This window comes from Streptomyces sp. NPDC004542 (assembly GCF_040610035.1).
Classification (GTDB): Bacteria; Actinomycetota; Actinomycetes; order Streptomycetales; family Streptomycetaceae; genus Streptomyces.
This window is the reverse complement of sequence record NZ_JBEXLP010000113.1, coordinates 1-20296: the sequence shown is the minus strand read 5'-3', so window position 1 is coordinate 20296 and position 20296 is coordinate 1. Positions and strand designations below refer to the sequence as shown.

16 protein-coding genes and 2 pseudogenes are annotated in these 20296 nt (G+C 71.5%); 13 read left to right on the top strand and 5 right to left on the bottom strand.

The genetic code is table 11. From position 1 onward, the window contains the following. Positions 1 to 45: 45 nt before the first annotated feature. Complete coding sequence (locus ABZX30_RS34365) at positions 46 to 1602, bottom strand: MFS transporter (protein ID WP_355941183.1); 1557 nt, start codon at positions 1600 to 1602, stop codon at positions 46 to 48. A gap of 97 nt (positions 1603 to 1699) precedes the next feature. Between ABZX30_RS34365 and ABZX30_RS34360 the strand changes: the two genes are divergently transcribed. Further along, the gene (locus tag ABZX30_RS34360) at positions 1700 to 2278 is read left to right on the top strand and encodes a TetR/AcrR family transcriptional regulator (RefSeq protein WP_355941180.1); all 579 of its coding nucleotides are present in this window, start codon (positions 1700 to 1702) and stop codon (positions 2276 to 2278) included. Here the strand turns inward: ABZX30_RS34360 and ABZX30_RS34355 are convergent. After that, the gene (locus ABZX30_RS34355) at positions 2232 to 3500 is read right to left on the bottom strand and encodes a helix-turn-helix domain-containing protein (RefSeq protein WP_355941177.1); all 1269 of its coding nucleotides are present in this window, start codon (positions 3498 to 3500) and stop codon (positions 2232 to 2234) included. The two genes, ABZX30_RS34360 and ABZX30_RS34355, sit on opposite strands and share 47 nt — an antisense overlap. A 163-nt stretch (positions 3501 to 3663) precedes the next feature. On the opposite strand from ABZX30_RS34355, the gene ABZX30_RS34350 reads away from it, so the two are divergent. The 3 genes from ABZX30_RS34350 to ABZX30_RS34340 all read left to right on the top strand — a co-directional run bounded on the left by ABZX30_RS34350 (position 3664) and on the right by ABZX30_RS34340 (position 6725). Further along, positions 3664 to 4590: a proline dehydrogenase family protein gene (locus ABZX30_RS34350; RefSeq protein WP_355941174.1), complete on the top strand. Its 927-nt coding sequence runs from the start codon at positions 3664 to 3666 to the stop codon at positions 4588 to 4590. A 47-nt stretch (positions 4591 to 4637) separates the two neighbouring features. Continuing rightward, positions 4638 to 6269 carry an L-glutamate gamma-semialdehyde dehydrogenase gene (gene pruA, locus ABZX30_RS34345; protein WP_355941171.1) on the top strand — a complete coding sequence of 544 codons (1632 nt, stop codon included), beginning with the start codon at positions 4638 to 4640 and terminating at the stop codon, positions 6267 to 6269. A 324-nt stretch (positions 6270 to 6593) separates the two neighbouring features. After that, the gene (locus ABZX30_RS34340) at positions 6594 to 6725 is read left to right on the top strand and encodes a hypothetical protein (protein ID WP_018569343.1); all 132 of its coding nucleotides are present in this window, start codon (positions 6594 to 6596) and stop codon (positions 6723 to 6725) included. A gap of 57 nt (positions 6726 to 6782) precedes the next feature. Here the strand turns inward: ABZX30_RS34340 and ABZX30_RS34335 are convergent, their stop codons facing one another. Further along, the gene (locus ABZX30_RS34335) at positions 6783 to 8336 is read right to left on the bottom strand and encodes a metallophosphoesterase family protein (RefSeq protein WP_355941168.1); all 1554 of its coding nucleotides are present in this window, start codon (positions 8334 to 8336) and stop codon (positions 6783 to 6785) included. 153 nt (positions 8337 to 8489) lie between these two features. Here ABZX30_RS34335 and ABZX30_RS34330 point away from each other — a divergent pair, with 153 nt between their 5' ends. The 6 genes and pseudogenes from ABZX30_RS34330 to ABZX30_RS34305 all read left to right on the top strand — a co-directional run bounded on the left by ABZX30_RS34330 (position 8490) and on the right by ABZX30_RS34305 (position 14964). Continuing rightward, a complete protein-coding gene (locus ABZX30_RS34330) occupies positions 8490 to 9533 on the top strand; it encodes a 3-isopropylmalate dehydrogenase (protein WP_355941165.1) in 1044 nt (347 codons plus the stop codon). Between the two features lie 245 nt (positions 9534 to 9778). Then, on the top strand, positions 9779 to 10888 hold the full coding sequence (locus ABZX30_RS34325; protein ID WP_355941162.1) for a branched-chain amino acid aminotransferase: 1110 nt from the start codon (positions 9779 to 9781) through the stop codon (positions 10886 to 10888). A 58-nt stretch (positions 10889 to 10946) separates the two neighbouring features. Beyond that, positions 10947 to 11341 (top strand): annotated as a pseudogene (locus tag ABZX30_RS34320) (TetR family transcriptional regulator C-terminal domain-containing protein); the annotation flags it as partial. A gap of 52 nt (positions 11342 to 11393) precedes the next feature. After that, the gene (locus ABZX30_RS34315) at positions 11394 to 12695 is read left to right on the top strand and encodes an MFS transporter (RefSeq protein WP_355941159.1); all 1302 of its coding nucleotides are present in this window, start codon (positions 11394 to 11396) and stop codon (positions 12693 to 12695) included. 284 nt (positions 12696 to 12979) lie between these two features. Further along, entirely contained in the window at positions 12980 to 14584 is a 1605-nt protein-coding gene (gene cimA, locus ABZX30_RS34310) for a citramalate synthase (protein WP_355941156.1), read from the top strand. A 13-nt stretch (positions 14585 to 14597) separates the two neighbouring features. Then, positions 14598 to 14964 (top strand): annotated as a pseudogene (locus ABZX30_RS34305) (VOC family protein). Positions 14965 to 14988: 24 nt separating this feature from the next. Here ABZX30_RS34305 and ABZX30_RS34300 read toward each other — a convergent pair. Then, the gene (locus ABZX30_RS34300) at positions 14989 to 15591 is read right to left on the bottom strand and encodes a GPP34 family phosphoprotein (protein ID WP_355941153.1); all 603 of its coding nucleotides are present in this window, start codon (positions 15589 to 15591) and stop codon (positions 14989 to 14991) included. 240 nt (positions 15592 to 15831) lie between these two features. Here ABZX30_RS34300 and ABZX30_RS34295 point away from each other — a divergent pair, with 240 nt between their 5' ends. Then, a complete protein-coding gene (locus ABZX30_RS34295; RefSeq protein ID WP_355941151.1) occupies positions 15832 to 17211 on the top strand; it encodes a hypothetical protein in 1380 nt (459 codons plus the stop codon). 175 nt (positions 17212 to 17386) lie between these two features. Here the strand turns inward: ABZX30_RS34295 and ABZX30_RS34290 are convergent, their stop codons facing one another. Continuing rightward, the gene (locus ABZX30_RS34290; RefSeq protein ID WP_355941148.1) at positions 17387 to 17989 is read right to left on the bottom strand and encodes a YceI family protein; all 603 of its coding nucleotides are present in this window, start codon (positions 17987 to 17989) and stop codon (positions 17387 to 17389) included. A 379-nt stretch (positions 17990 to 18368) separates the two neighbouring features. On the opposite strand from ABZX30_RS34290, the gene ABZX30_RS34285 reads away from it, so the two are divergent. Further along, positions 18369 to 19976 (top strand): acyl-CoA carboxylase subunit beta, encoded by a 1608-nt coding sequence (locus ABZX30_RS34285; RefSeq protein ID WP_355941145.1) that lies wholly within the window; start codon positions 18369 to 18371, stop codon positions 19974 to 19976. Between the two features lie 57 nt (positions 19977 to 20033). After that, a complete protein-coding gene (locus ABZX30_RS34280; protein ID WP_355941144.1) occupies positions 20034 to 20225 on the top strand; it encodes an acyl-CoA carboxylase subunit epsilon in 192 nt (63 codons plus the stop codon). Positions 20226 to 20296: the final 71 nt, after the last annotated feature.

Below are 20296 nucleotides of genomic sequence, written 5' to 3'. Positions count from 1 at the left end.
CTGGATCACCAGCCCGCCCGGCGCTCTCGTGTGTCCGCCGCCTCCTCAGGCGGCCACCTTCTCCGGCTCCTCGGCCCGCACGACCTCCCGCACGTGGATCCGCCGCAGCGTCCCGGCCGCGCCGACGGCCGCCAGGGCGAGGACGGCCGCCCCGGCGAGCGCCGCGCCCTGCATCCCGCTGGTGAAGGCCTCCCGGGCCGCCGTCGCCAGGGCATCGCCCGCACGCCCCGGCAGCTGCCCGGCGACGGCCAGCGCGCCGCCCAGCGTCTCGTGGGCCTCGGCCGGGGCCGAGGCGGGGATGTCGTGGCGGTAGATCGCCGTACCGACGGAGCCGAGCACCGCCATGCCCAGCGCGCCGCCGAACTCCTGGCCGGTCTCCAGCAGTGAGGAGGCCGAGCCCGCCCGCTCCACCGGGGCCGCGCCGATGGCCAGGTCGGTCATCTGCGACATCACCATGACGATCCCGGAGGCGAGGACACCGCACGCGGCCAGGACCAGCCAGAGCGAGTCCGGGCCGGCCAGGGCCAGCATTCCGTAGCCCGCCGCGGCGATCGCGAAGCCGGCGGTGACGACGTGGGCGCGGTCGACGCCCTTCTGGACCAGGGAGGTCGCCAGCGGGGCGGCCATGCCGATCGGCACGGAGGGAAGCAGCGCCCACAGGGCCGCCTCCATGGCGCTCTTGCCGAGCACCGACTGCAGGTACTGGGTGGTGAAGAAGGCCGAACCCATCATGCCGAAGGCGGAGACGAGGTTCAGGACGACGGCGGGGGCGAAGCCGCGGCCGCGGAACAGGGCGGGGGAGATCATCGGGGAGGCCGCAGTGCGCTGGCGCAGGACGAACAGGACCGCGAAGAGCAGACCGACGGTGATCGAGACGACGTACTGCGGGTGCCAGCCCTCGGAGGGGATCTCCTTCAGGCCGTAGATCACGGGGAGCACCGCCGCCATCGACAGCGGCACGCCGAGCAGGTCGAAGCGGCCGGGCGCGGGGTCCTTCGACTCGGGGAGCAGGAACGGGCCGAGGACCAGCAGCAGCGCCATCGCGGGCAGGTTGACCAGGAAGACCGAGCCCCACCAGAAGTACTGGACCAGGACGCCGCTCAGCACCGAGCCGAGCGCGACGCCGCCGGTCATGACGCCGGACCAGATGCCGATCGCCTTGGCCCGCTGCCCGGGGTCGGTGAACATCGTGCGCAGCAGCGCCATGGTGGACGGCATGAGGGTGGCCCCGCCGATGCCGAGGACCGCGCGGGCCGCGATCAGGGTTTCGGCGCTGTCCGCGTAAGCCGCCACCAGGGAGGCGGTCCCGAAGGCGGCCGCGCCGATCAGCAGCAGCCTGCGCCGGCCGATGCGGTCGCCCAGGGAGCCCATCGTCATCAGCAGTCCGGCCAGGACGAAGGCGTAGATGTCGAAGATCCACAGCTGCTGCGTGCCGCTGGGTTTCAGATCCGCGCTGATCGCCGGGATGGCGAAGTACAGGACCGAGACGTCCATCGAGACCAGCAGCAGCGGGAGCATCAGCACGCCGAGGGCGGTCCATTCGCGGTGTCCGGCGCGGGCGGTCGGGGGCGTGGTCGCGGAGGTGCTCTTCGGGTTCGTCATGACAGCCAATGTACGCACGTATTAAACGCTTGTCTAGTACGCACGTATAATTCGTTCGTATAGGACGTCCGTATGGATCGGCGGTAGGGTGGACGGCATGGGACACCGTGAGGATCTGCTCGAAGGCGCCAAGCGCTGCCTGCTGGAAAAGGGCTTCGCGCGCACCACGGCGCGCGACATCGTCAGGGAGTCGGGGACCAACCTGGCCTCGATCGGCTATCACTACGGCTCGAAGGACGCGCTGCTCGCGCAGGCCTACGTGGCGCTGGTGGAAGGCATGTCCGACGGCTTCGGCGCGGCCGGGGTCGACGGGGTCGACGGGGCCCCCGGCTCGCTGGAGCGGTTCCGCGCGGTGTGGAAGACCATCGTCGACAGCATGCGGGAGCCCGGCTCCGTGTGGCGGCTCAGCATGGAGGTCATGACCATCGACCTGCCCGGGGTGCGTGACCACCTGGCCCGCGCCCAGCGGGAGGGCGGCCGGGGCCTCGTCGCGCTGCTCATGGGCGTACCGGAGGAGGAGGTGTCCGACCAGGCCGCGGACACCCTCGGCCGGTTCTACCTCACGCTGATGACGGGCCTCATCGCGCAGTGGACCTTCGACCCGAAGACCGCCCCCGACGCGGACGCCCTCACCGAGGGCCTGCGCCAGGTCGTCGAGGCCGCCTCCCGGACCTGACGGCCGCCGGCCCCTGCAGCCGCGCCCCCTTCAGCGCCATGTGCAGCAGCAGCCGGTCCTCGCCGTCGTCGAGGTCCAGCCCCGTCAGCTGCTCGACCCGGGACAGCCGGTAGTACAGGGTCTGGCGGTGGATGCCCAGCTCGCCGGCGGTGCGGCCGGCCTGTCCGGCGCAGTCGAGGTAGACCTCGGCGCTGCGCGCCAGCTCCTGGTGGGCCGGGGTCAGGAGCGGGGCCACGACGGGGTCCGGGGCGGCCTCCGTCGGCAGCGAGGTCAGCAGACGGTACGGGCCGATCTGCGCCCACTCGGCGACCGGCCCGAACCGGGGCTCGGCCAGCGCCGCGCGGGCCGCCGCGGACGCCTCCTGCCAGGCGGTCCCCAGCTCGGCGAGTCCCAGCCGGGCGGCGGCGACCCCGGCGGCCGCCCCGCCCTCGCCGCCCGCCCGCTCCAGCAGCCGCGCCGCCGCCGACACCGCAGGGGTCACGGCCTGCGCCGACCGCAGCCGCACCAGCACGGCCAGCGACTGCGCGGCGAGCCCCCACGGCACCGTGCACAGCGCCGTCGCGCCCGGCAGCGTACGGACCGAGGGCGCGTCGTCCGGGTCGGCGGACGGCCAGGGCGCCACGCACACCATCGTGTGCGGACCGTCCGCCCGGGCGCCGAGGGCCGTGCGCAGCTCGGCGACCGCCATGTCCCGGGGCCAGCCCCGTTCGGCGGTGAGCACCGCCCGCAGTTCCCGGGTGAGGTCGGCGCCGTGCTGCGCCTCGTCCGCCAGCAGCGCGCCGATCCGGGCCGCGACTGCCATCGCCGCGGTCAGCTGCCGCTCGCTGGGGCCGGGGTCGTCGTCCAGCAGCCAGACGTACCCGAGGACGACACCCCGATGGCGTACCGGGAGACAGACGCGCCCCCGGTAGACCCCCGCCTCCGGCGTCGGCGGGATGCGGACCGGACCGGTCGCCCGCGTGATGCCGAAACCCTCGAACCACGTGCGGACCGCGGCCGTGGAGCGCCGGGTCAGGATCGAGCGGGTGCGCACCGGGTCCAGCGCCGAGGCGTCCAGCTCGCCCTCGCTGTCGTACGCCCCGAAGGCGATCAGTTCGAAGTCGCGGTTCTCCAGCGTCGCCGGCGCGCCCAGCAGTTCGGAGATCTCGTCCACCAGCTCCTGGTAGTCGCCCGCGCTCTTGAAGGGACCGGCATCGGACATCACCCGGGCATTCTGCCGCATGTCCGCGCCGCCTTCATACATCTGTCTGAGATGCAGGGCACGGATGCGTGACAGCTGTCGATGGCCGACCATCGGAGGAATCCTTAGGTTTCACGGTGGTTCTCCGTGCCGTACCCGAAAGGTCGGGTGACGGCCCGCTTCGTCCTTGTTGTGGAGGTGCCCCGTGCTGGGTCCCGTGATTCTCGCCGCGTCGCGCAGCGACCGGATGCGACGCCTGATCTCGGCGGCCCCGGTGACGAAGCAGGTCGTCGACCGGTTCATCCCCGGCGAGACGGTGGACGACGTCGTCCCGATCATCGAGGACCTCACGGCCAGGGGCCTGGAGCTGACCATGGACGTGGTCGGCGAGGACATCACCACCCCCGAGCAGGCCGCCGCCGCCCGTGACGCCTACCTGCGGCTCGTCGACCGGCTCGAGGAGCTGGAGCTCGGCGAGAGGGTCGAGATGTCCGTCAAGCTGTCGATGTTCGGCCAGGCCCTCCCCGGCGGCCACGAGCTGGCCCTGGCCAACGTCCGCCCGGTCGTCGAGGCCGCCGCCGCCATCGGCACGACCGTCACCCTGGACGCCGAGGACCACACCACCCTCGACTCGATGTTCGCCGTCCACGAGGAGCTGCGGAAGGACTTCCCGCAGACCGGCTGCGTCATCCAGGCCTACCTCTTCCGCACCGAGGCCGACGCCCGCCGCCTCGCCGCGAGCGGCAGCCGCGTCCGCCTGGTCAAGGGCGCCTACAAGGAGCCCGCCGAGGTCGCCCACCAGCAGAAGCACGAGATCGACAAGGCGTACGTCCGGATCCTGCGGATCCTGATGGACGGCGAGGGCTACCCGATGGTCGGCTCGCACGACCCGCGCCTGATCGCCATCGCCCAGGAACTCGCCCACCGCGCCGGACGCAAGCCGGACGAGTACGAGTTCCAGATGCTCTACGGGATCCGCGGCGACGAGCACCTGCGGCTGGCCGCCGAGGGACACCGCATGCGCGTCTACACCGCCTACGGCACGGACTGGTACGGCTACTTCATGCGCCGTCTGGCGGAGAAGCCGGCGAACCTGCGCTTCTTCGTGCGGAGCATGATCACCAAGGGCTGAGCCCCACCCCCGCTCGCAACACCGCTCAGTAAGGAGTTACGGATTCCATGGACGCTGTGACCCAGGTCCCCACCCCCGTCAACGAGCCGGTGCACGGCTACGCCCCCGGCTCGCCCGAGCGTGCCCGGCTGGAGGCCAGGCTGAAGGAGCTGGCCGAGAACCCGCTCGACCTGCCCTGCACCATCGGCGGTGAGAAGCGGATGGGCGGCGGCGAGGCCTTCCAGGTCGTCCAGCCGCACCACCACCAGGCCGTGCTCGGCACCTACCGCAACGCCACCCGGCAGGACGCCGAGGACGCCATCGACGCGGCCCTGGCCGCCGCGCCCGCCTGGCGCGCCATGTCCTTCGACGACCGCGCGGCGATCATCCTGCGCGCCGCCGAGCTGCTGGCCGGCCCCTGGCGCGAGACCATCGCGGCCTCCACCATGCTCGGCCAGTCGAAGACCGCCCAGCAGGCCGAGATCGACACCCCGTGCGAGCTGGTCGACTTCTGGCGCTTCAACGTCCACTACGCCCGCCAGATCCTGGCCGAGCAGCCCCCGGCCAACTCCCCGGGCGTCTGGAACCGCATGGACCACCGCCCGCTCGAGGGCTTCGTCTACGCGATCACGCCGTTCAACTTCAGCGCCATCGCGGGCAACCTGCCCACCGCGCCCGCGCTGATGGGCAACGTCGTGGTGTGGAAGCCGTCCCCGACCCAGACCCACGCCGCCGTGCTGCTCATGCGGCTGCTGGAGGAGGCCGGCCTGCCCAAGGGCGTCATCAACCTCGTCACCGGCGACGGCATCGCGGTCTCCGAGGTCGCCCTGGTCCACCGGGACCTGGCAGGCATCCACTTCACCGGTTCGACGAAGACCTTCCAGTACCTGTGGAAGACGGTCGGCAACAACATCGAGAAGTACCGTTCCTACCCGCGCCTGGTCGGTGAGACCGGCGGCAAGGACTTCGTCGTCGCCCACCCGAGCGCCGACCGCGCCGTCCTCAAGACCGCCCTGACCCGCGGTGCCTTCGAGTACCAGGGCCAGAAGTGCTCGGCGACCTCGCGGGCGTACATCCCGGCCTCCCTCTGGAACTCCGGTTTCAAGGAGGAGTTCGCGGCCGAGGTCGACGGCATCACCATGGGCGACGTCACCGACTTCGCCAACTTCATCGGCGCGGTCATCGACGAGCGGTCCTTCGCCAGGAACAAGGCGGCGATCGACCGCGCGAAGGCCGACCCGAGCTGCACGATCGTCGCGGGCGGCAGCTACGACGACTCGGTGGGCTACTTCGTCCGCCCGACGGTCGTCGAGTGCACCGACCCGGAGAACGAGGTCTTCACCACCGAGTACTTCGGCCCGTTCCTCGCCGTGCACGTCTATGAGGACGAGAAGTACGACGAGATGCTGGCGCAGATGGAGTCGGTGTCCGACTACGCCCTGACCGGCTCGGTCATCGCGAACGACCGGGCGGCGGCCGCGCACACGATGGAGAAGCTGCGCTACGCGGCCGGCAACTTCTACATCAACGACAAGTCGACCGGCGCCGTCGTCGGCCAGCAGCCCTTCGGCGGCGGCCGCGCCTCCGGCACCAACGACAAGGCCGGCGCCCCGCAGAACCTGATGCGCTGGACCCTGACCCGCGCCATCAAGGAGACGCTGGTCCCGCCGACCGACTACACCTACCCGCACATGGGCTGACCGCCCTCACCGGCACGGGCCGGGAAGCCTGCCGCGAGCGGGCTTCCCGGCCCGTTTCCATGCCCGTGCCGGTACCAGGAAACCGCAGGTCACGGCGGTGGGACCCCATTCGCCGTCTCAGATAGTAGGAAGTCCGACTAATTGTGGGGACAGAACCGCGGCACTCCCTTACTTTTGTAGGAGCCGAACGTCTCGCTCGATCCAGCGAATGGCGGTCGTGAGCCGGGCCCCGTGCAGGCAATCCCTGCGGCACCGCTCCCCGCCCCGGCGTCTCGTAACTCCCTTGTCCCTCCGCACCTTTGTGCGCCGAAGGAGTCGATACCCATGGCCGAGACGACCGTCCGCCGCAGAGTCCGCCACGCGTCCCGCACGAGCGAGTCCGACCGCAAGAACGCCGCCGCCGCCCTCCAGCGCGCCCTCGACCGCCGCGACAACGGCGGCGAGACCGGCCACTGAGCAGGCCGCAACGGCCCACGAACCGGGAGCCGCACCCGTTCGGCGTGCGGCGCGGCCTCACCCGCCGCGCCGCACCTCGAAGTGGTCCACCCGCCTGCCGTCCGACGCCAGCGCCGACACCTTCAGCCTCGGCGACGCGCCGGCCCGGGCCTCCACCGACAGCAGGCTGAAGCCGGTGTAGCGCACCCGTGACCACTCCGCCGTCTCCGCCTGCGCGTTCTTCCCGTCGGTCCAGTGGAAGGTGCGCACCGCGTCGTGCCGGGTGACATGGCCCTCGTAGCTGTCCTTCACGCCCGACGGGAAGGAATACAGGTTCCGGCCGCCGCCGCCCGCGGTGACGTACACGATCCCGTCCCGCGCGGGGTCCGTGGACCCGCCGATCGGCACCGTCCTGCCGACCCGCCCGTTCCTGATGGCGTCCGTCCGCTCGTACACGTGGTTGTGGCCGTTGATCACCAGATCGACCCCGTGCTCGGCGAACAGCGGCAGCCACTCCTTGCGGATGCCGCCGTCGGAGGCGTGCTGCGAGGTCGAGTAGGCGCAGTGGTGGAAGAAGACCACCACGAAGTCGACGTCCTTCGCCGCCCGCAGCTCCCTCAGCCTGCGGTCCAGCCAGCGGGTCTGCCGGCCGCCGGTGTAGCCGAAGTTGGCGGGGATCTCGTACGACACGTCGTTGGCGTCCAGGGCCACGAAGCCGACGTTGCCGTATCGGAACGCGTAGACCCCCGGCGCCGTGCGCGGGTCGAAGCCGTTGTCCGGGAGGGAGAAGCGGGCCAGCTGGCCGCCGTAGCCGTCCGGTGAGTACCAGGCCTCCATGTCGTGGTTACCGGTGGTCACCATCCACGGCACCGACTTCGCCACCGGCTCGGTCTGCTTCAGGAACAGGTCCCAGAACGTGGCGTCGTAGCCGTCCGCCTTCGAACCGGTCCCGTTGACGTCCGCGTAGCAGATGTCGCCGGCGTGCAGATGGAAGGCCGGCTTCAGACGCAGCAGCAGCCGGTCGTTGCCGCTCGCGCCGGTGCCGACGCCCTGGTCGCCGAAGGCGGTGAACACGAAGCTCTCCGGGGTCGCGGGCGCGGTCCGGAACGAGGCGATCGTGGAGCGGTGGGCGGGGGAGGCGGGGTCCCAGCCGTCGTGGCCGACGCCGTAGTAGTACGTGGTGCCGGGTTGCAGGCCGTCCAGGGCCGCGTGCACGTAGTACTGCTCGACCGCCGGCCGTACCCCCCGCACCCCGGGCGTGTGCAGGGCACGCACCTCGGCCCCGATCCGCCGGCCCAGGTCGTCCGGCCGCAGACCGACGCGCACGTACGGCTTGCGCACCGGGAACGGCACCTGCCAGGAGATCCGCATCCGGGTCTTCGGATCGGCGCCGAAGGCCAGATGGCGGCCGAACGGGGTGACGGCCGAACCGGACACGGCGGAGGTGGCGGGGGCCGGCGCGCCGGACGGCGTCCGCGTACCCCCGCAGCCGGTCAGCAGCCCGCCGGCCACCGCGCCGGCCGTCACCAGCGTGCGGCGCCGGGTGAGCCGGGTGCGCAGGTACTCGTACTGCTCGGCCATGCTCATCCGCTCCGCGAGCCGCCGCGGAATGCCGAAGTCAGGGGTCTCCATGGCCAGAATGTCCCAGCACATCCCCACACCTGGCCCACGTACAGGTGAACGGCGGCCAACGGGATGACGCCGGCCCCTCGCCCGGGTGCCTCCTCTTGTCCGTATGACGGACAAGGCATGTCATCCCATGGGACGAGGAGTAGGCTTCCGGGCATGTCTCGCAGCATCGATCTCGCAGTGATCCCCGGTGACGGCATCGGTCAGGAAGTCGTGGCCGAAGGCCTCAAGGTCCTCTCCGCCGTCCTTCCCGAGGACGTGAAGCTGGAGACCAAGGAGTACGACTTCGGCGCCAAGCGCTACCACGCCACCGGTGAGACCCTCACCGACGCCGACCTCGAGGCCCTCAAGCGGCACGACGCCATCCTGCTCGGCGCGATCGGCGACCCGTCCGTGCCGTCCGGCGTCCTCGAGCGGGGCTTCCTGCTCAAGCTCCGCTTCGCCTTCGACCACCACGTCAACCTGCGTCCCTCGAAGCTGCTGCCGGGTGTCGCCACGCCGCTCGCCGGCGAGCCGCAGATCGACTTCGTCGTGGTCCGCGAGGGCACCGAGGGCCCGTACACCGGCAACGGCGGAACCATCCGCAAGGGCACCCCGCACGAGGTCGCCACCGAGGTCTCCGTGAACACGGCCTTCGGTGTCGAGCGCGTGGTCCGCGACGCCTTCGCCCGTGCCCAGGCCCGCCCGCGCAAGAAGCTCACGCTGGTCCACAAGAACAACGTGCTGACCTTCGCGGGTCACCTGTGGACGAACATCTTCAACGCGGTGGCCGAGGAGTACCCCGAGGTCACCACCGAGTACATCCACGTCGACGCGGCCACCATCTACCTGGTCACCCAGCCCGAGCGCTTCGACGTCATCGTCACCGACAACCTCTTCGGCGACATCATCACCGACCTCGCCGCGGCCGTCTCCGGCGGCATCGGCGTGGCCGCCTCCGGCAACATCAACCCCGGCCGCGCGTTCCCGTCCATGTTCGAGCCCGTCCACGGCTCGGCCCCGGACATCGCCGGCCAGGGCAAGGCCGACCCCACCGCCACGGTCCTGTCCGTCGCCCTGCTGCTGCGCCACCTCGGCTACGAGGCCGAGGCGACCCGGATCGAGGAGGCGGTCTCCGCCGACCTCGGCGAGCGCGCCGAGCTGCCCGCCCGCTCCACCTCCGAGATCGGCGACGCGCTCGCCGGACGAGTAGCCGGCTGACCCGCCGACTGCCTTTCGAAGCCGCCGGGTCGCATCCGCGCCCGGCGGCTTCCCCCATGTCCCCGCCGGGTGCCACCATCAACCCGGGGCCGCATTCACCCCGATTCCTTCCACCGCAGCCCCTCACGGGATAATCGAACGCGGAGCCGCGGCAGGAAGGAATGCTCGGACGTCCTAGCACTGGCCGGAAGGCCGTACGGGCGTGAGCGCGGCCCGTCACTACAACCGGTGAAGGACAAGCACCCATGACGACGCCCACGATCGAGCTCAAGCCGTCCGCCCATCCGCTTCCCGCCGCCGAGCGCGAGGCGATCCTGACGAACCCCGGATTCGGCCGCCACTTCACCGACCACATGGTGACGATCAAGTGGACCGAGGGCCGGGGCTGGCACGACGGCCAGCTCGTTCCGTACGCGCCGATTCCGCTCGACCCGGCCACCAACGTGCTGCACTACGCCCAGGAGATCTTCGAGGGGCTCAAGGCCTACCGCCGCCCCGACGGCTCGGTCGCCACCTTCCGCCCGGACCAGAACGCCAGGCGCTTCCAGCGCTCCGCCAAGCGCCTGGCCATGCCCGAGCTGCCCGTCGAGACCTTCATCGAGGCCTGTGACGCGCTGGTCCGGCAGGACAGGGACTGGGTTCCCGCCCACGGTGGCGAGGAGTCCCTCTACCTGCGTCCCTTCATGATCGCGACCGAGGTCGGCCTGGGTGTGAAGCCCGCCAACGAGTACCTGTTCCTCGTGATCGCCTCCCCGGCCGGCGCCTACTTCCCCGGTGGCGTCAAGCCCGTCTCCATCTGGGTCTCCGAGGACCGCGTCCGCGCCGTCCCCGGCGGCATGGGCGACGCCAAGACGGGCGGCAACTACGCCGCCTCCCTGCTCGCCCAGGCCGAGGCGGCCGTCCACGGCTGCGACCAGGTGTGCTACCTCGACGCCGTGCGGCACCAGTGGGTCGAGGAGCTCGGCGGCATGAACCTGTACTTCGTGTACGGGGCTGCGTCCCATGAGAAGCCGGTGATCGTCACCCCGACACTGACCGGCTCCATCCTCGAAGGCGTCACCCGTGACTCCCTCCTGACCGTCGCCCGCGACCTGGGTTACGAGGCCGAGGAGGGCCGCGTCTCCATCGAGCAGTGGCAGCGCGACGCGGAGAACGGCACCCTCACCGAGGTGTTCGCCTGCGGCACCGCCGCCGTCATCACCCCCGTCGGCACGGTCAAGCGCAGCACCGGCGCCGAGTGGAAGCAGTCCGGCGGCGAGCCCGGCGGGGTCACCCTGAAGCTCCGCCAGGCCCTGCTGGACGTCCAGCGCGGCATCACCGAGGACAAGCACGGCTGGATGCACCAGCTCGGTTAGCCGTCACCCGCGCCTTCGCCCAGGGCCGCCCCGGACTCCTCGTCCGGAGCGGCCCTGGCGCGTCCGGCTCCTCACCCGGCCAAAAACCGCCCGTGAACGCCTGGACGCCTACGCCGGCCGGTACGTCCCCGACGGCCACCGCGACCCGCAGCGGACGCTGTGGCCGGAGGTCTGGAACCGCTCGCAGAACGCCGCCGACGACTGCCCGCGACCGCCGGGCGGCCATCGAGGGCGCCCGGCACCGCGACGTCGTCGCCCAGCTCACGGAGGGTGCCGCCCGCGGCGAGCTCCGTCCCGTCGGCGCCGACCGCTTCGCCGCCCGGCTGCGCGCCCTCCCGGACGGCTCCTCCCCCCCCCCAGGTGGCGGTCGGGCTGCGCGGCACCGACCGGCGGCAAGTGCTCGGCCATGTGCGGGAGTTCCTGGGCGAACAGCTGGATCCGGACGGCTCCTGACGCCCGGTGCGGCGCAGGAATCCCCGCCCCGGCCACCGGGCAGTAACGGCCCATGGGACGACAACACTGGAAGAGGATCTGGGTCGGCTCGGCGGGCAACATGGTCGAGTGGTTCGACTGGTTCGTGTACGCCAGCTTCGCCACCTACTTCGCCGGGGCGTTCTTCCCGAGCGGCAACCCCACCGCCCAGCTGATGAACACGGCCGGCATCTTCGCCGTCGGGTTCTTCATGCGCCCCGTCGGCGGCTGGCTGCTGGGCAGGGTCGGCGACCGCAGAGGCCGCAAGGCGGCCCTCACCCTCACCGTCACGCTCATGTCGGCGTCCGCGATCCTGATCGCCGCCGCCCCGACCTACGCCGTCGCCGGATACGGCGGCGCCTTCGTCCTGCTCGTCGCCCGCCTGCTGCAGGGCCTGTCGGTGGGCGGCGAGTACGCGGCCAGCGCCACCTACCTCACCGAGGCCTCCGACCCGCGCAGACGCGGCTTCGCCTCCAGCTTCCAGTACGTGTCCATGACCGCCGGCCAGATCGTCGGCCTCGGCCTGCTGATCATCCTCCAGCGCACGATGTCCGACGACGCCCTGCACAGCTACGGCTGGCGCATCCCCTTCGTCGTCGGCGCCCTCGGCGCGGCGGTCGTCTTCTACCTGCGCCGCAGCATGCTGGAGACGGAGGTCTACGAGGAGGACACCTCGGGCACCGAGGAGCGGGGCACCCTACGCGCGCTGTGGCGGCACAGGCGGGAGGCGTTCCTGGTGATCGCGCTGACCATGGGCGGCACCGTCGCCTACTACACGTACACCACGTACCTCACCAAGTACCTGTCGAACTCCGCGGGCCTGTCCAAGGAGACCGCGACCCTCGTCTCCTTCACCGCGCTGATCGTCTTCGCCTGTCTCCAGCCCCTCGCGGGCGCCCTCTCCGACCGCGTCGGCCGCCGTCCGCTGCTGATCACCTTCGCGGTCGGCTCCACCTTCCTCACCGTGCCGGTCATGACGCTGCTGAGGCACGCGGACGGCTACTGGCCCGCCCTCGGCCTCGCCCTCCTCGCGCTCGTCGTGGTCACGGGCTACACCTCGATCAACGCCTGCGTGAAGGCGGAGCTGTTCCCGACGGGCGTGCGGGCGCTCGGCGTGGCCCTGCCGTACGCCCTCGCCAACGCGCTGTTCGGCGGCACGGCGGAGTACGTCGCCCTGTGGTTCAAGAAGGCCGGCGTGGAGTCCGGCTTCTACTGGTACGTGGCGGGCTGCGCCGCCGTCTCCCTCGTGGTCTACGTCACCATGCGGGAGACCAAGGACCTGGATCTGGCCCGGGTGACGGCCCGCGAGGCGGGAGGCGTGACGACCGCATCCTGAGACGGTCCGCGAGCCGGGGGCCGGGCTGTGCCACACTGCCCCGGTGCTCTCGTTCGCCATGATTATGGGCAGCAGGCGCGCCGGTCCGCAGTGACCACCACGTACGACCAGGTACGGGTGGCCATCGTCGTCCTCGACCCGCGCGCAGACCTCTCGCACCCGCGAGGGGTTTTTTCGTTTTCCGGCCCACCTTCAGCCGGAGGCGGAGCGCGAGGGACCATGAGGGGACGGTGGAGCCGGTCATCGACCGTAAGACCGAGATGGAAAACAGGAGTCCTGAGACCATGACCGATACCAGCCGGCTGGACGATACGTTCCACGTCTTCGACACCACCCTGCGCGACGGCGCCCAGCGCGAGGGCATCAACCTCACCGTCGCCGACAAGCTGGCCATCGCCCGGCACCTGGACGAGTTCGGCGTGGGCTTCATCGAGGGCGGCTGGCCGGGCGCCAACCCGCGGGACACCGAGTTCTTCGCCCGCGCCCAGCAGGAGATCGACTTCCGGCACGCCCAGCTGGTCGCCTTCGGCGCCACCCGCCGCGCGGGCGCCAAGGCCGCGGACGACCCCCAGGTCAAGGCCCTGCTCGACTCCGGCGCCCCGGTGGTCACCCTGGTCGCCAAGTCGCACGACCGGCACGTGGAGCTGGCGCTGCGCACCACGCTGGACGAGAACCTGGAGATGGTCCGCGACACGGTGTCCTTCCTGCGCGAGCAGGGCCGCCGGGTCTTCGTCGACTGCGAGCACTTCTTCGACGGCTACCGGGCCAACCCCGAGTACGCCAAGTCGGTGGTCCGGGCGGCCTGTGAGGCGGGCGCGGACGTGGTCGTCCTGTGCGACACCAACGGCGGCATGCTCCCCGCCCAGATCCACGCGGTCGTCTCCACGGTCCTCGCCGACACCGGCGCCCGGCTCGGCATCCACGCCCAGGACGACACCGGCTGCGCGGTCGCCAACACCCTCGCCGCCGTCGACGCGGGCGCCACCCACGTCCAGTGCACGGCGAACGGCTACGGCGAGCGCGTCGGCAACGCCAACCTCTTCCCGGTCGTCGCCGCCCTGGAACTGAAGTACGGCAAGAAGGTCCTCCCGGACGGTCTGCTGAGCGAGATGACCCGCATCTCGCACGCCATCGCCGAGGTCGTCAACCTCACCCCCTCCACCCACCAGCCCTACGTCGGCGTCTCCGCCTTCGCCCACAAGGCCGGCCTGCACGCCTCCGCCATCAAGGTCGACCCCGACCTCTACCAGCACATCGACCCCGAGCTGGTCGGCAACACCATGCGCATGCTGGTCTCCGACATGGCGGGCCGCGCCTCGGTCGAGCTCAAGGGCAAGGAACTCGGCATCGACCTCGGCGGCGACCGCGAGGTGGTCGGCCGGGTGGTCGAGCGGGTCAAGGAGCGGGAGCTCAAGGGCTACACGTACGAGGCCGCCGACGCCAGCTTCGAGCTGCTGCTGCGCGCCGAGGTCGAGGGCCGGCCGCTGAAGTACTTCGACGTGGAGTCCTGGCGCGCCATCGTCGAGGACCGCCCCGACGGCACCCACGCCAACGAGGCCACCGTCAAGCTCTGGGCCAAGAGCGAGCGCATCGTCGCCACCGCCGAGGGCAACGGCCCCGTCAACGCCCTCGACCGGGCCCTGCGCGTCGCCCTGGAGAAGATCTACCCCCAGCTGGCCAAGCTCGAGCTCGTCGACTACAAGGTCCGCATCCTCGAGGGCAAGCACGGCACCTCGTCCACCACCCGCGTCCTGATCTCCACCTCCGACGGCTCCGGCGAGTGGTCCACGGTCGGGGTGGCCGACAACGTCATCGCGGCGTCCTGGCAGGCCCTCGAGGACGCTTACACCTACGGCCTGCTCCGGGCGGGCGTGGCGCCCGCGGAGTGAGCACAGTGGAGGCATGACCGGAGGCGACGGCAGGCCTCCGACCCGGGCCCGCGTGGCGGCCAGGCCGCCGGCCCGGGACCTGGGCCGGGTCCGGCGCTTGTACGCCGAGCGGCTGGGCCCGCGCCCCGTCGACGAACGGCCCGGCGGGCTGCCGCACCGGGCGGTGCGCGGGCGCGGACGTCGTGCTGTTCCGCTCCACGGGCGCCCCGCCCGGCACCTTCACCCGGATGGCGAGGAGGTCGACACGCCCGGCTTCCGTACCCGGGACGGGATCGCCGAGATCAGGGAACCACCCGAGCAGGGGAGCGCGGGGCGAACGCGGTGCCTGGTTCCGGGACGGCGAGGGCGACCTGCTGGGCGTCGGCGAGCCCGTCAGGTAGTCAGGCAGGTGGTCAGGCAGGTGGTCAGGCAGGTCCGCGCCAGATGTTGTCGAAGGCCGCGTTCTCGATGCGCCGCCGCTCGCGCACGGCCGTCAGCTCCGTCACCGCGTCGTCGACGGCCGCCAGGACGGTGACGACCGCCTCGTCGCCGGGCTCCTCCTCCGCCGGCCGGCGCTTGCCCTGGATGCCGAGGGCGGCGGCGAGCCCGGTGAGCACCGGCTCACGGGACCACCAGCGGTCGGCGGCGTGCCGCCGGGCCGGGGTGTCGGCCGCCGCCTTGTCGGCCCGGTGCGGCCAGAGGCGCCGTTTCCCGGACAGCTGCCCCTCGGCGTCCAGGACGTCGCGATAGGCCGTGGCCAGCCCCTGCCCCCGCCGCCACAGCCAGTCCTCGACCGACTCGTACGGCTCCGTCCGCACGAGCGCCGCCTGCGCCTCGTCCAGCATCCGGTCCCCCGTGGCCAGTGCGGGACCGGGCACGATGCGCTCGCCGTCCAGGGTGAGCGCCCGCGCGCCGAGGAGGTCGACCAGCTCGGCGCCCGCGAGCGCCAGCGACAGGTCGCCCCGCTCGACGGGGTGGTCGCCGGGCACGTCGAGGCTGACAAGGATCAGATCCTGCGGTGTGGTCATACCCCTACCTTGTGCCGGGCCGGGCCCGAACGCAGCCCGGCTGCGCTCACTTTCGGCCGGAGTCGGCGGACGGTCGCCGGACGGGTCCGTACCGATTCTGACGTGTACTTGACGGCGCGAGCGGGCGCTTGTCAACTCAGGGCGCGATGTAAGCCATGAGACGCGCACTGCAGGAGGCCTACCGGGCGGGGTGAGTCGGTGAGTCCGGCCGGTTCCGGGGGCTTCGGGTAGTTTCGAACCATGAAGGGTGGACGGACCCGAAGCCTCCCGGGGCTGCTGCTGGCCCTGGCACTCGCGGTCATGACCGCGCTCGCGCCGCGGGCCACGGCCGCCACCGGCGTCTCGACGATCGCCGGGGCCCTTCGCAACGGCCCCGTCTACGTCGACCCGGCGGCCTCCGCGCAGTTGTCGGCGGCGGACTCCGGCGCGCTCGCCAGACGGATCGAGCAGGCGGGCAAACCGCTCTTCGTCGTGGTGCTCCCGGCCGACTACCCCACCCGCGGCCTCTTCACCGATCTGCGCACCGCGACCGGCGTCACCGGCCTGTACGCCATCCGCCTCGGCGACCGCTTCGACGCCCGCGCCGACTCCTCGGTCCTGCCCCGGACGGCCGTACGGAACCTGGTCACCAGCGTCCAGGGCGAGGGCGCCGCCACCCAGCTGACCGACTTCACCGACCGCGCCCTGGCCACCATGGGCGGCAAGGCCCCCGCCTCCTGGGGCACCTCCTCCGGCGGCACCGGACTGTCCACCACCGCCCTGCTCACCACGGCGGCCGTCCTGGTGGCCGGCGGCGCGGGCGCGTACGCGGTCGTCCGCCGCAACCGCCGCCGCCACGCCGAGGAACAGCGGGCCGCCCTGGACCGGCTGCGGGTCGTCGTGGACGAGGACATCACCGCCTTCGGCGAGGAACTGGACGGCCTCGACTTCCACCCGGCGGAGCCGGGCGCCGACGACGCCATGCGCGCGGACTACGAGCGGGCCCTGGACGCCTACGAGAACGCCAAGCAGTACATGGCCGAGGCCCGCAGACCCGAGGACGTGCGCACCGTCACCCAGGCGCTGGAGGACGGCCGCTTCTCCCTCGCCCAGCTCGCCGCCCGACGCGAGGGCCGGCCCCTGCCGGAACGCCGCCCACCCTGCTTCTTCGACCCGCGCCACGGTCCCTCGGTCGCCGACGCCGCCTGGACCCCGCCCGGCGGTGCCGCCCGCGAGGTCCCGGTCTGCGCGGCCGACGCGACCCGCCTCGCCGACGGCCGCGACCCGGTCGTCCGCGAGGTCGACACCGAGCAGGGCCGCCGCCCCTACTGGGACGCGGGCCCCGCCTACGGCCCCTGGGCGGGCGGCTACTTCGGCGGCGGCATCCTGCCCGGCCTGCTGATCGGCACGGCGCTGGGCGGCATCATGGCGGGCCCGGCGTACGCGGCCGACTACGGCGCCGGGTACGGGGACTTCGGGGGCGGTGACTTCGGGGGCGGCCACGAGGGCGGGGACGTGTCGGGGGCGGACTTCGACCCCGGCGACTTCCAGGGCGGCTTCGGGGACGGCGGGGGCTTCGGGGACGGCGGCGGGGGAGGGGACTTCGGCGGCGGGGGAGGGGACTTCGGCGGCGGGTTCTGACGCTCGGGCCGGTGGACCCCGCAGGTCCCGAAGCGGCGTGCGGGTGGCGGTCCGTCCGGCACAAGCAGGCCGCCCTGCCCCGGGAGCCCACCGTCGCGTCGGACGGTGACCCTCGGGCCAGGGCGGCCTTCGGCGCACTCGGCAGGACCGACCGCCACCTCGGGCGGGCGGGGGCTCACGCCTTCCTGATCGCCGAGATGTCGAAGTTGAGCTTGATCTTGTCGGAGACGAGGACGCCACCGGTCTCCAGCGCGGCGTTCCAGGTCAGGCCCCACTCGGAGCGCAGGATCTCGGCCTTGCCCTCGAAACCGACGCGCTCGTTGCCGAAGGGGTCCTTCGCGGCGCCGTTGAACTCGAGGTCGATGGTGAGGGGCTTGGTGACACCCAGGATCGAGAGGTCGCCGGTGACGCGGTAGTCGTCGCCGCCGAGGGCCTCCGCCTTGGTGGAGCGGAACGTCATCGTCGGGAACTCGTCCGTCTTGAAGAAGTCCGCCGACTTCAGGTGACCGTCGCGGTCGGCGTTGCCCGTGTCGATGCTCTCCATCGTGACGTCGAGGGAGGCGGTGGACTTCGACGGGTCGGATCCGTCCAGGTGCAGCGTGCCGCTGAAGTCGAGGAACTTGCCCTTGACGTTGGTGACCATGGCGTGGCGGGCCACGAAGCCGATCGTGGTGTGCGACGGGTCGATCGTGTACTCGCCGGTCAGCGCGGCGAGGTCGGGGTTCACGGCGGCCGGAGTGGTGGTCTCGGCGGTTTCCTTGCGGCTGAAGATGCCCATGACGTGCTCCTTTGGGGACGGAAGCCTTGATGTTGAATGTTCAACGAGGTCAACACGGATGACCGTAGACCTATTCCGTTCAAGTTTCAACATCATTGGCGGGTGTGTTGTCGTGGCCACCCTCCGTCACCCTGTCGCCGACCCTGGGCAGGCCGCCGTTCGAGGGTGCGTGTCACTCTGGGGATGGCATGCGCCACCCGCGAATGTGAGGCGGTTCTCCGCGGGCGACTTTGTGTCGAACCTACAACGGTCACGCCCTCTGAGCAGTCGGAACGGCTGCATCCCGGGGTGGTTCTGTTCGGTGGCACCAGTAAAACGGGCCGGAGACTGTACGGAGTCGACGGCTCGCTTTCCTTGGTGTCCTTCGTAAGGTCGCTACATGACCGTTTTGGAAGAGACGACGGGTGAGCCGACGGACGCGCCCAGCGCCGAGCCGACGGACGCGCGCGGGCGGGTCGCGGAACTGCACGAGATCCGCGCGCGGGCGCTCGCGGGTCCGGGTGAGAAGGCGACCCAGGCGCAGCACGCGAAGGGCAAGCTGACGGCCCGGGAGCGGATCGAGCTGCTGCTGGACCCGGGTTCCTTCCAGGAGGTCGAGCAGCTGCGCCGGCACCGGGCGAGCGGGTTCGGGCTGGAGGCGAAGAAGCCGTACACCGACGGCGTGGTCACCGGGTGGGGGACGGTGGAGGGGCGTACGGTCTTCGTGTACGCCCATGACTTCCGGATCTTCGGTGGTGCGCTGGGTGAGGCCCACGCCACGAAGATCCACAAGATCATGGACATGGCCATCGCGGCCGGGGCGCCGCTGGTGTCGTTGAACGACGGCGCGGGGGCGCGGATCCAGGAGGGCGTCTCGGCCCTCGCCGGGTACGGCGGGATCTTCCAGCGCAACACGAAGGCCTCCGGGGTCATCCCGCAGATCAGCGTGATGCTCGGTCCGTGCGCGGGCGGTGCGGCCTACTCGCCGGCGCTGACGGACTTCGTGTTCATGGTCCGTGAGACCTCGCAGATGTTCATCACCGGCCCGGACGTCGTGAAGGCGGTCACCGGTGAGGAGATCAGCCAGAACGGGCTCGGCGGGGCGGACGTGCACGCCGAGACCTCCGGCGTGTGCCACTTCGCGTACGACGACGAGGAGACCTGCATCGCCGAGGTGCGCTACCTCCTCTCCCTGCTCCCGCAGAACAACCGCGAGAACCCGCCCCGGGTGGACTCCACGGACCCGGTGGAGCGCCGCTCGGACGTCCTGCTGGACCTGGTCCCGGCGGACGGCAACCGGCCCTACGACATGGTCAAGGTCATCGAGGAGATCGTCGACGACGGCGACTACCTCGAGGTCCACGAGCGCTGGGCCCGCAACATCATCTGCGCCCTGGCCCGCCTGGACGGCCAGGTGGTCGGCATCATCGCCAACCAGCCGCAGGTGCTCGCAGGTGTCCTGGACATCGAGGCGAGTGAAAAAGCTGCGCGTTTTGTCCAAATGTGTGACGCTTTCAATATCCCGATCGTCACCTTCCTGGACGTCCCGGGGTTCCTCCCCGGTGTCGACCAGGAGCACGGCGGGATCATCCGGCACGGCGCGAAGCTGCTGTACGCCTACTGCAACGCGACCGTGCCGAGGATCTCGCTGATCCTGCGCAAGGCGTACGGAGGTGCCTATATCGTCATGGACAGCCAGTCCATCGGGGCCGACCTCACCTACGCCTGGCCGACGAACGAGATCGCCGTGATGGGCGCGGAGGGCGCGGCCAACGTGATCTTCCGCCGTCAGATCGCGGGCGCCGAGGACCCCGAGGCCATGCGGCAGAAGATGGTCAAGGAGTACAAGGCCGAGCTGATGCACCCGTACTACGCGGCCGAGCGCGGCCTCGTCGACGACGTCATCGACCCGGCCGAGACCCGCGAGGTGCTCGTCCGGTCCCTGGCGATGCTGCACACCAAGCACGCCGACCTGCCTTCCCGCAAGCACGGCAACCCCCCGCAGTAACCCTGCGGAACCTCCGCGGTACCCCCGCGGAAACCTCATCCACGGAGACTGACACCCATGGACAACGCTGAGATCCGCGTCGAGAAGGGCCACGCCGAGCCCGAGGAGGTGGCCGCCATCACGGCCGTCCTCCTGGCCCGTGCGGCGGCCGCCCCGTCGGCCCCGGCACACCGCGCCCGCCCGAAGGCCGGCTGGCGCCGCCTGGAGCGCGAGCCCGGCTTCCGCGCCCCGCACAGCTGGCACGGCTAGTCCGCGCCGCTCAGCCGTACGAGAAGAACGTGGCCGGCCAGGACGGCACCGTCGGCGGCGGCTACGAGCAG

Excerpts from the sequence above, each read along its gene's own strand:
- ABZX30_RS34355 (WP_355941177.1), bottom strand. The coding sequence starts at position 3,500 with ATGCGGCAGAATGCCCGGGTGATGTCCGATGCCGGTCCCTTCAAGAGC.
- ABZX30_RS34365 (WP_355941183.1), bottom strand. The coding sequence starts at position 1,602 with ATGACGAACCCGAAGAGCACCTCCGCGACCACGCCCCCGACCGCCCGC.
- ABZX30_RS34290 (WP_355941148.1), bottom strand. The coding sequence starts at position 17,989 with ATGGGCATCTTCAGCCGCAAGGAAACCGCCGAGACCACCACTCCGGCC.
- ABZX30_RS34315 (WP_355941159.1), top strand. The coding sequence starts at position 11,394 with ATGGGACGACAACACTGGAAGAGGATCTGGGTCGGCTCGGCGGGCAAC.
- ABZX30_RS34335 (WP_355941168.1), bottom strand. The coding sequence starts at position 8,336 with ATGGAGACCCCTGACTTCGGCATTCCGCGGCGGCTCGCGGAGCGGATG.
- ABZX30_RS34340 (WP_018569343.1), top strand. The coding sequence starts at position 6,594 with ATGGCCGAGACGACCGTCCGCCGCAGAGTCCGCCACGCGTCCCGCACG.
- ABZX30_RS34285 (WP_355941145.1), top strand. The coding sequence starts at position 18,369 with ATGACCGTTTTGGAAGAGACGACGGGTGAGCCGACGGACGCGCCCAGC.
- ABZX30_RS34295 (WP_355941151.1), top strand. The coding sequence starts at position 15,832 with ATGAAGGGTGGACGGACCCGAAGCCTCCCGGGGCTGCTGCTGGCCCTG.
- ABZX30_RS34330 (WP_355941165.1), top strand. The coding sequence starts at position 8,490 with ATGTCTCGCAGCATCGATCTCGCAGTGATCCCCGGTGACGGCATCGGT.
- ABZX30_RS34280 (WP_355941144.1), top strand. The coding sequence starts at position 20,034 with ATGGACAACGCTGAGATCCGCGTCGAGAAGGGCCACGCCGAGCCCGAG.
- pruA (WP_355941171.1), top strand. The coding sequence starts at position 4,638 with ATGGACGCTGTGACCCAGGTCCCCACCCCCGTCAACGAGCCGGTGCAC.
- ABZX30_RS34360 (WP_355941180.1), top strand. The coding sequence starts at position 1,700 with ATGGGACACCGTGAGGATCTGCTCGAAGGCGCCAAGCGCTGCCTGCTG.
- cimA (WP_355941156.1), top strand. The coding sequence starts at position 12,980 with ATGACCGATACCAGCCGGCTGGACGATACGTTCCACGTCTTCGACACC.
- ABZX30_RS34300 (WP_355941153.1), bottom strand. The coding sequence starts at position 15,591 with ATGACCACACCGCAGGATCTGATCCTTGTCAGCCTCGACGTGCCCGGC.
- ABZX30_RS34325 (WP_355941162.1), top strand. The coding sequence starts at position 9,779 with ATGACGACGCCCACGATCGAGCTCAAGCCGTCCGCCCATCCGCTTCCC.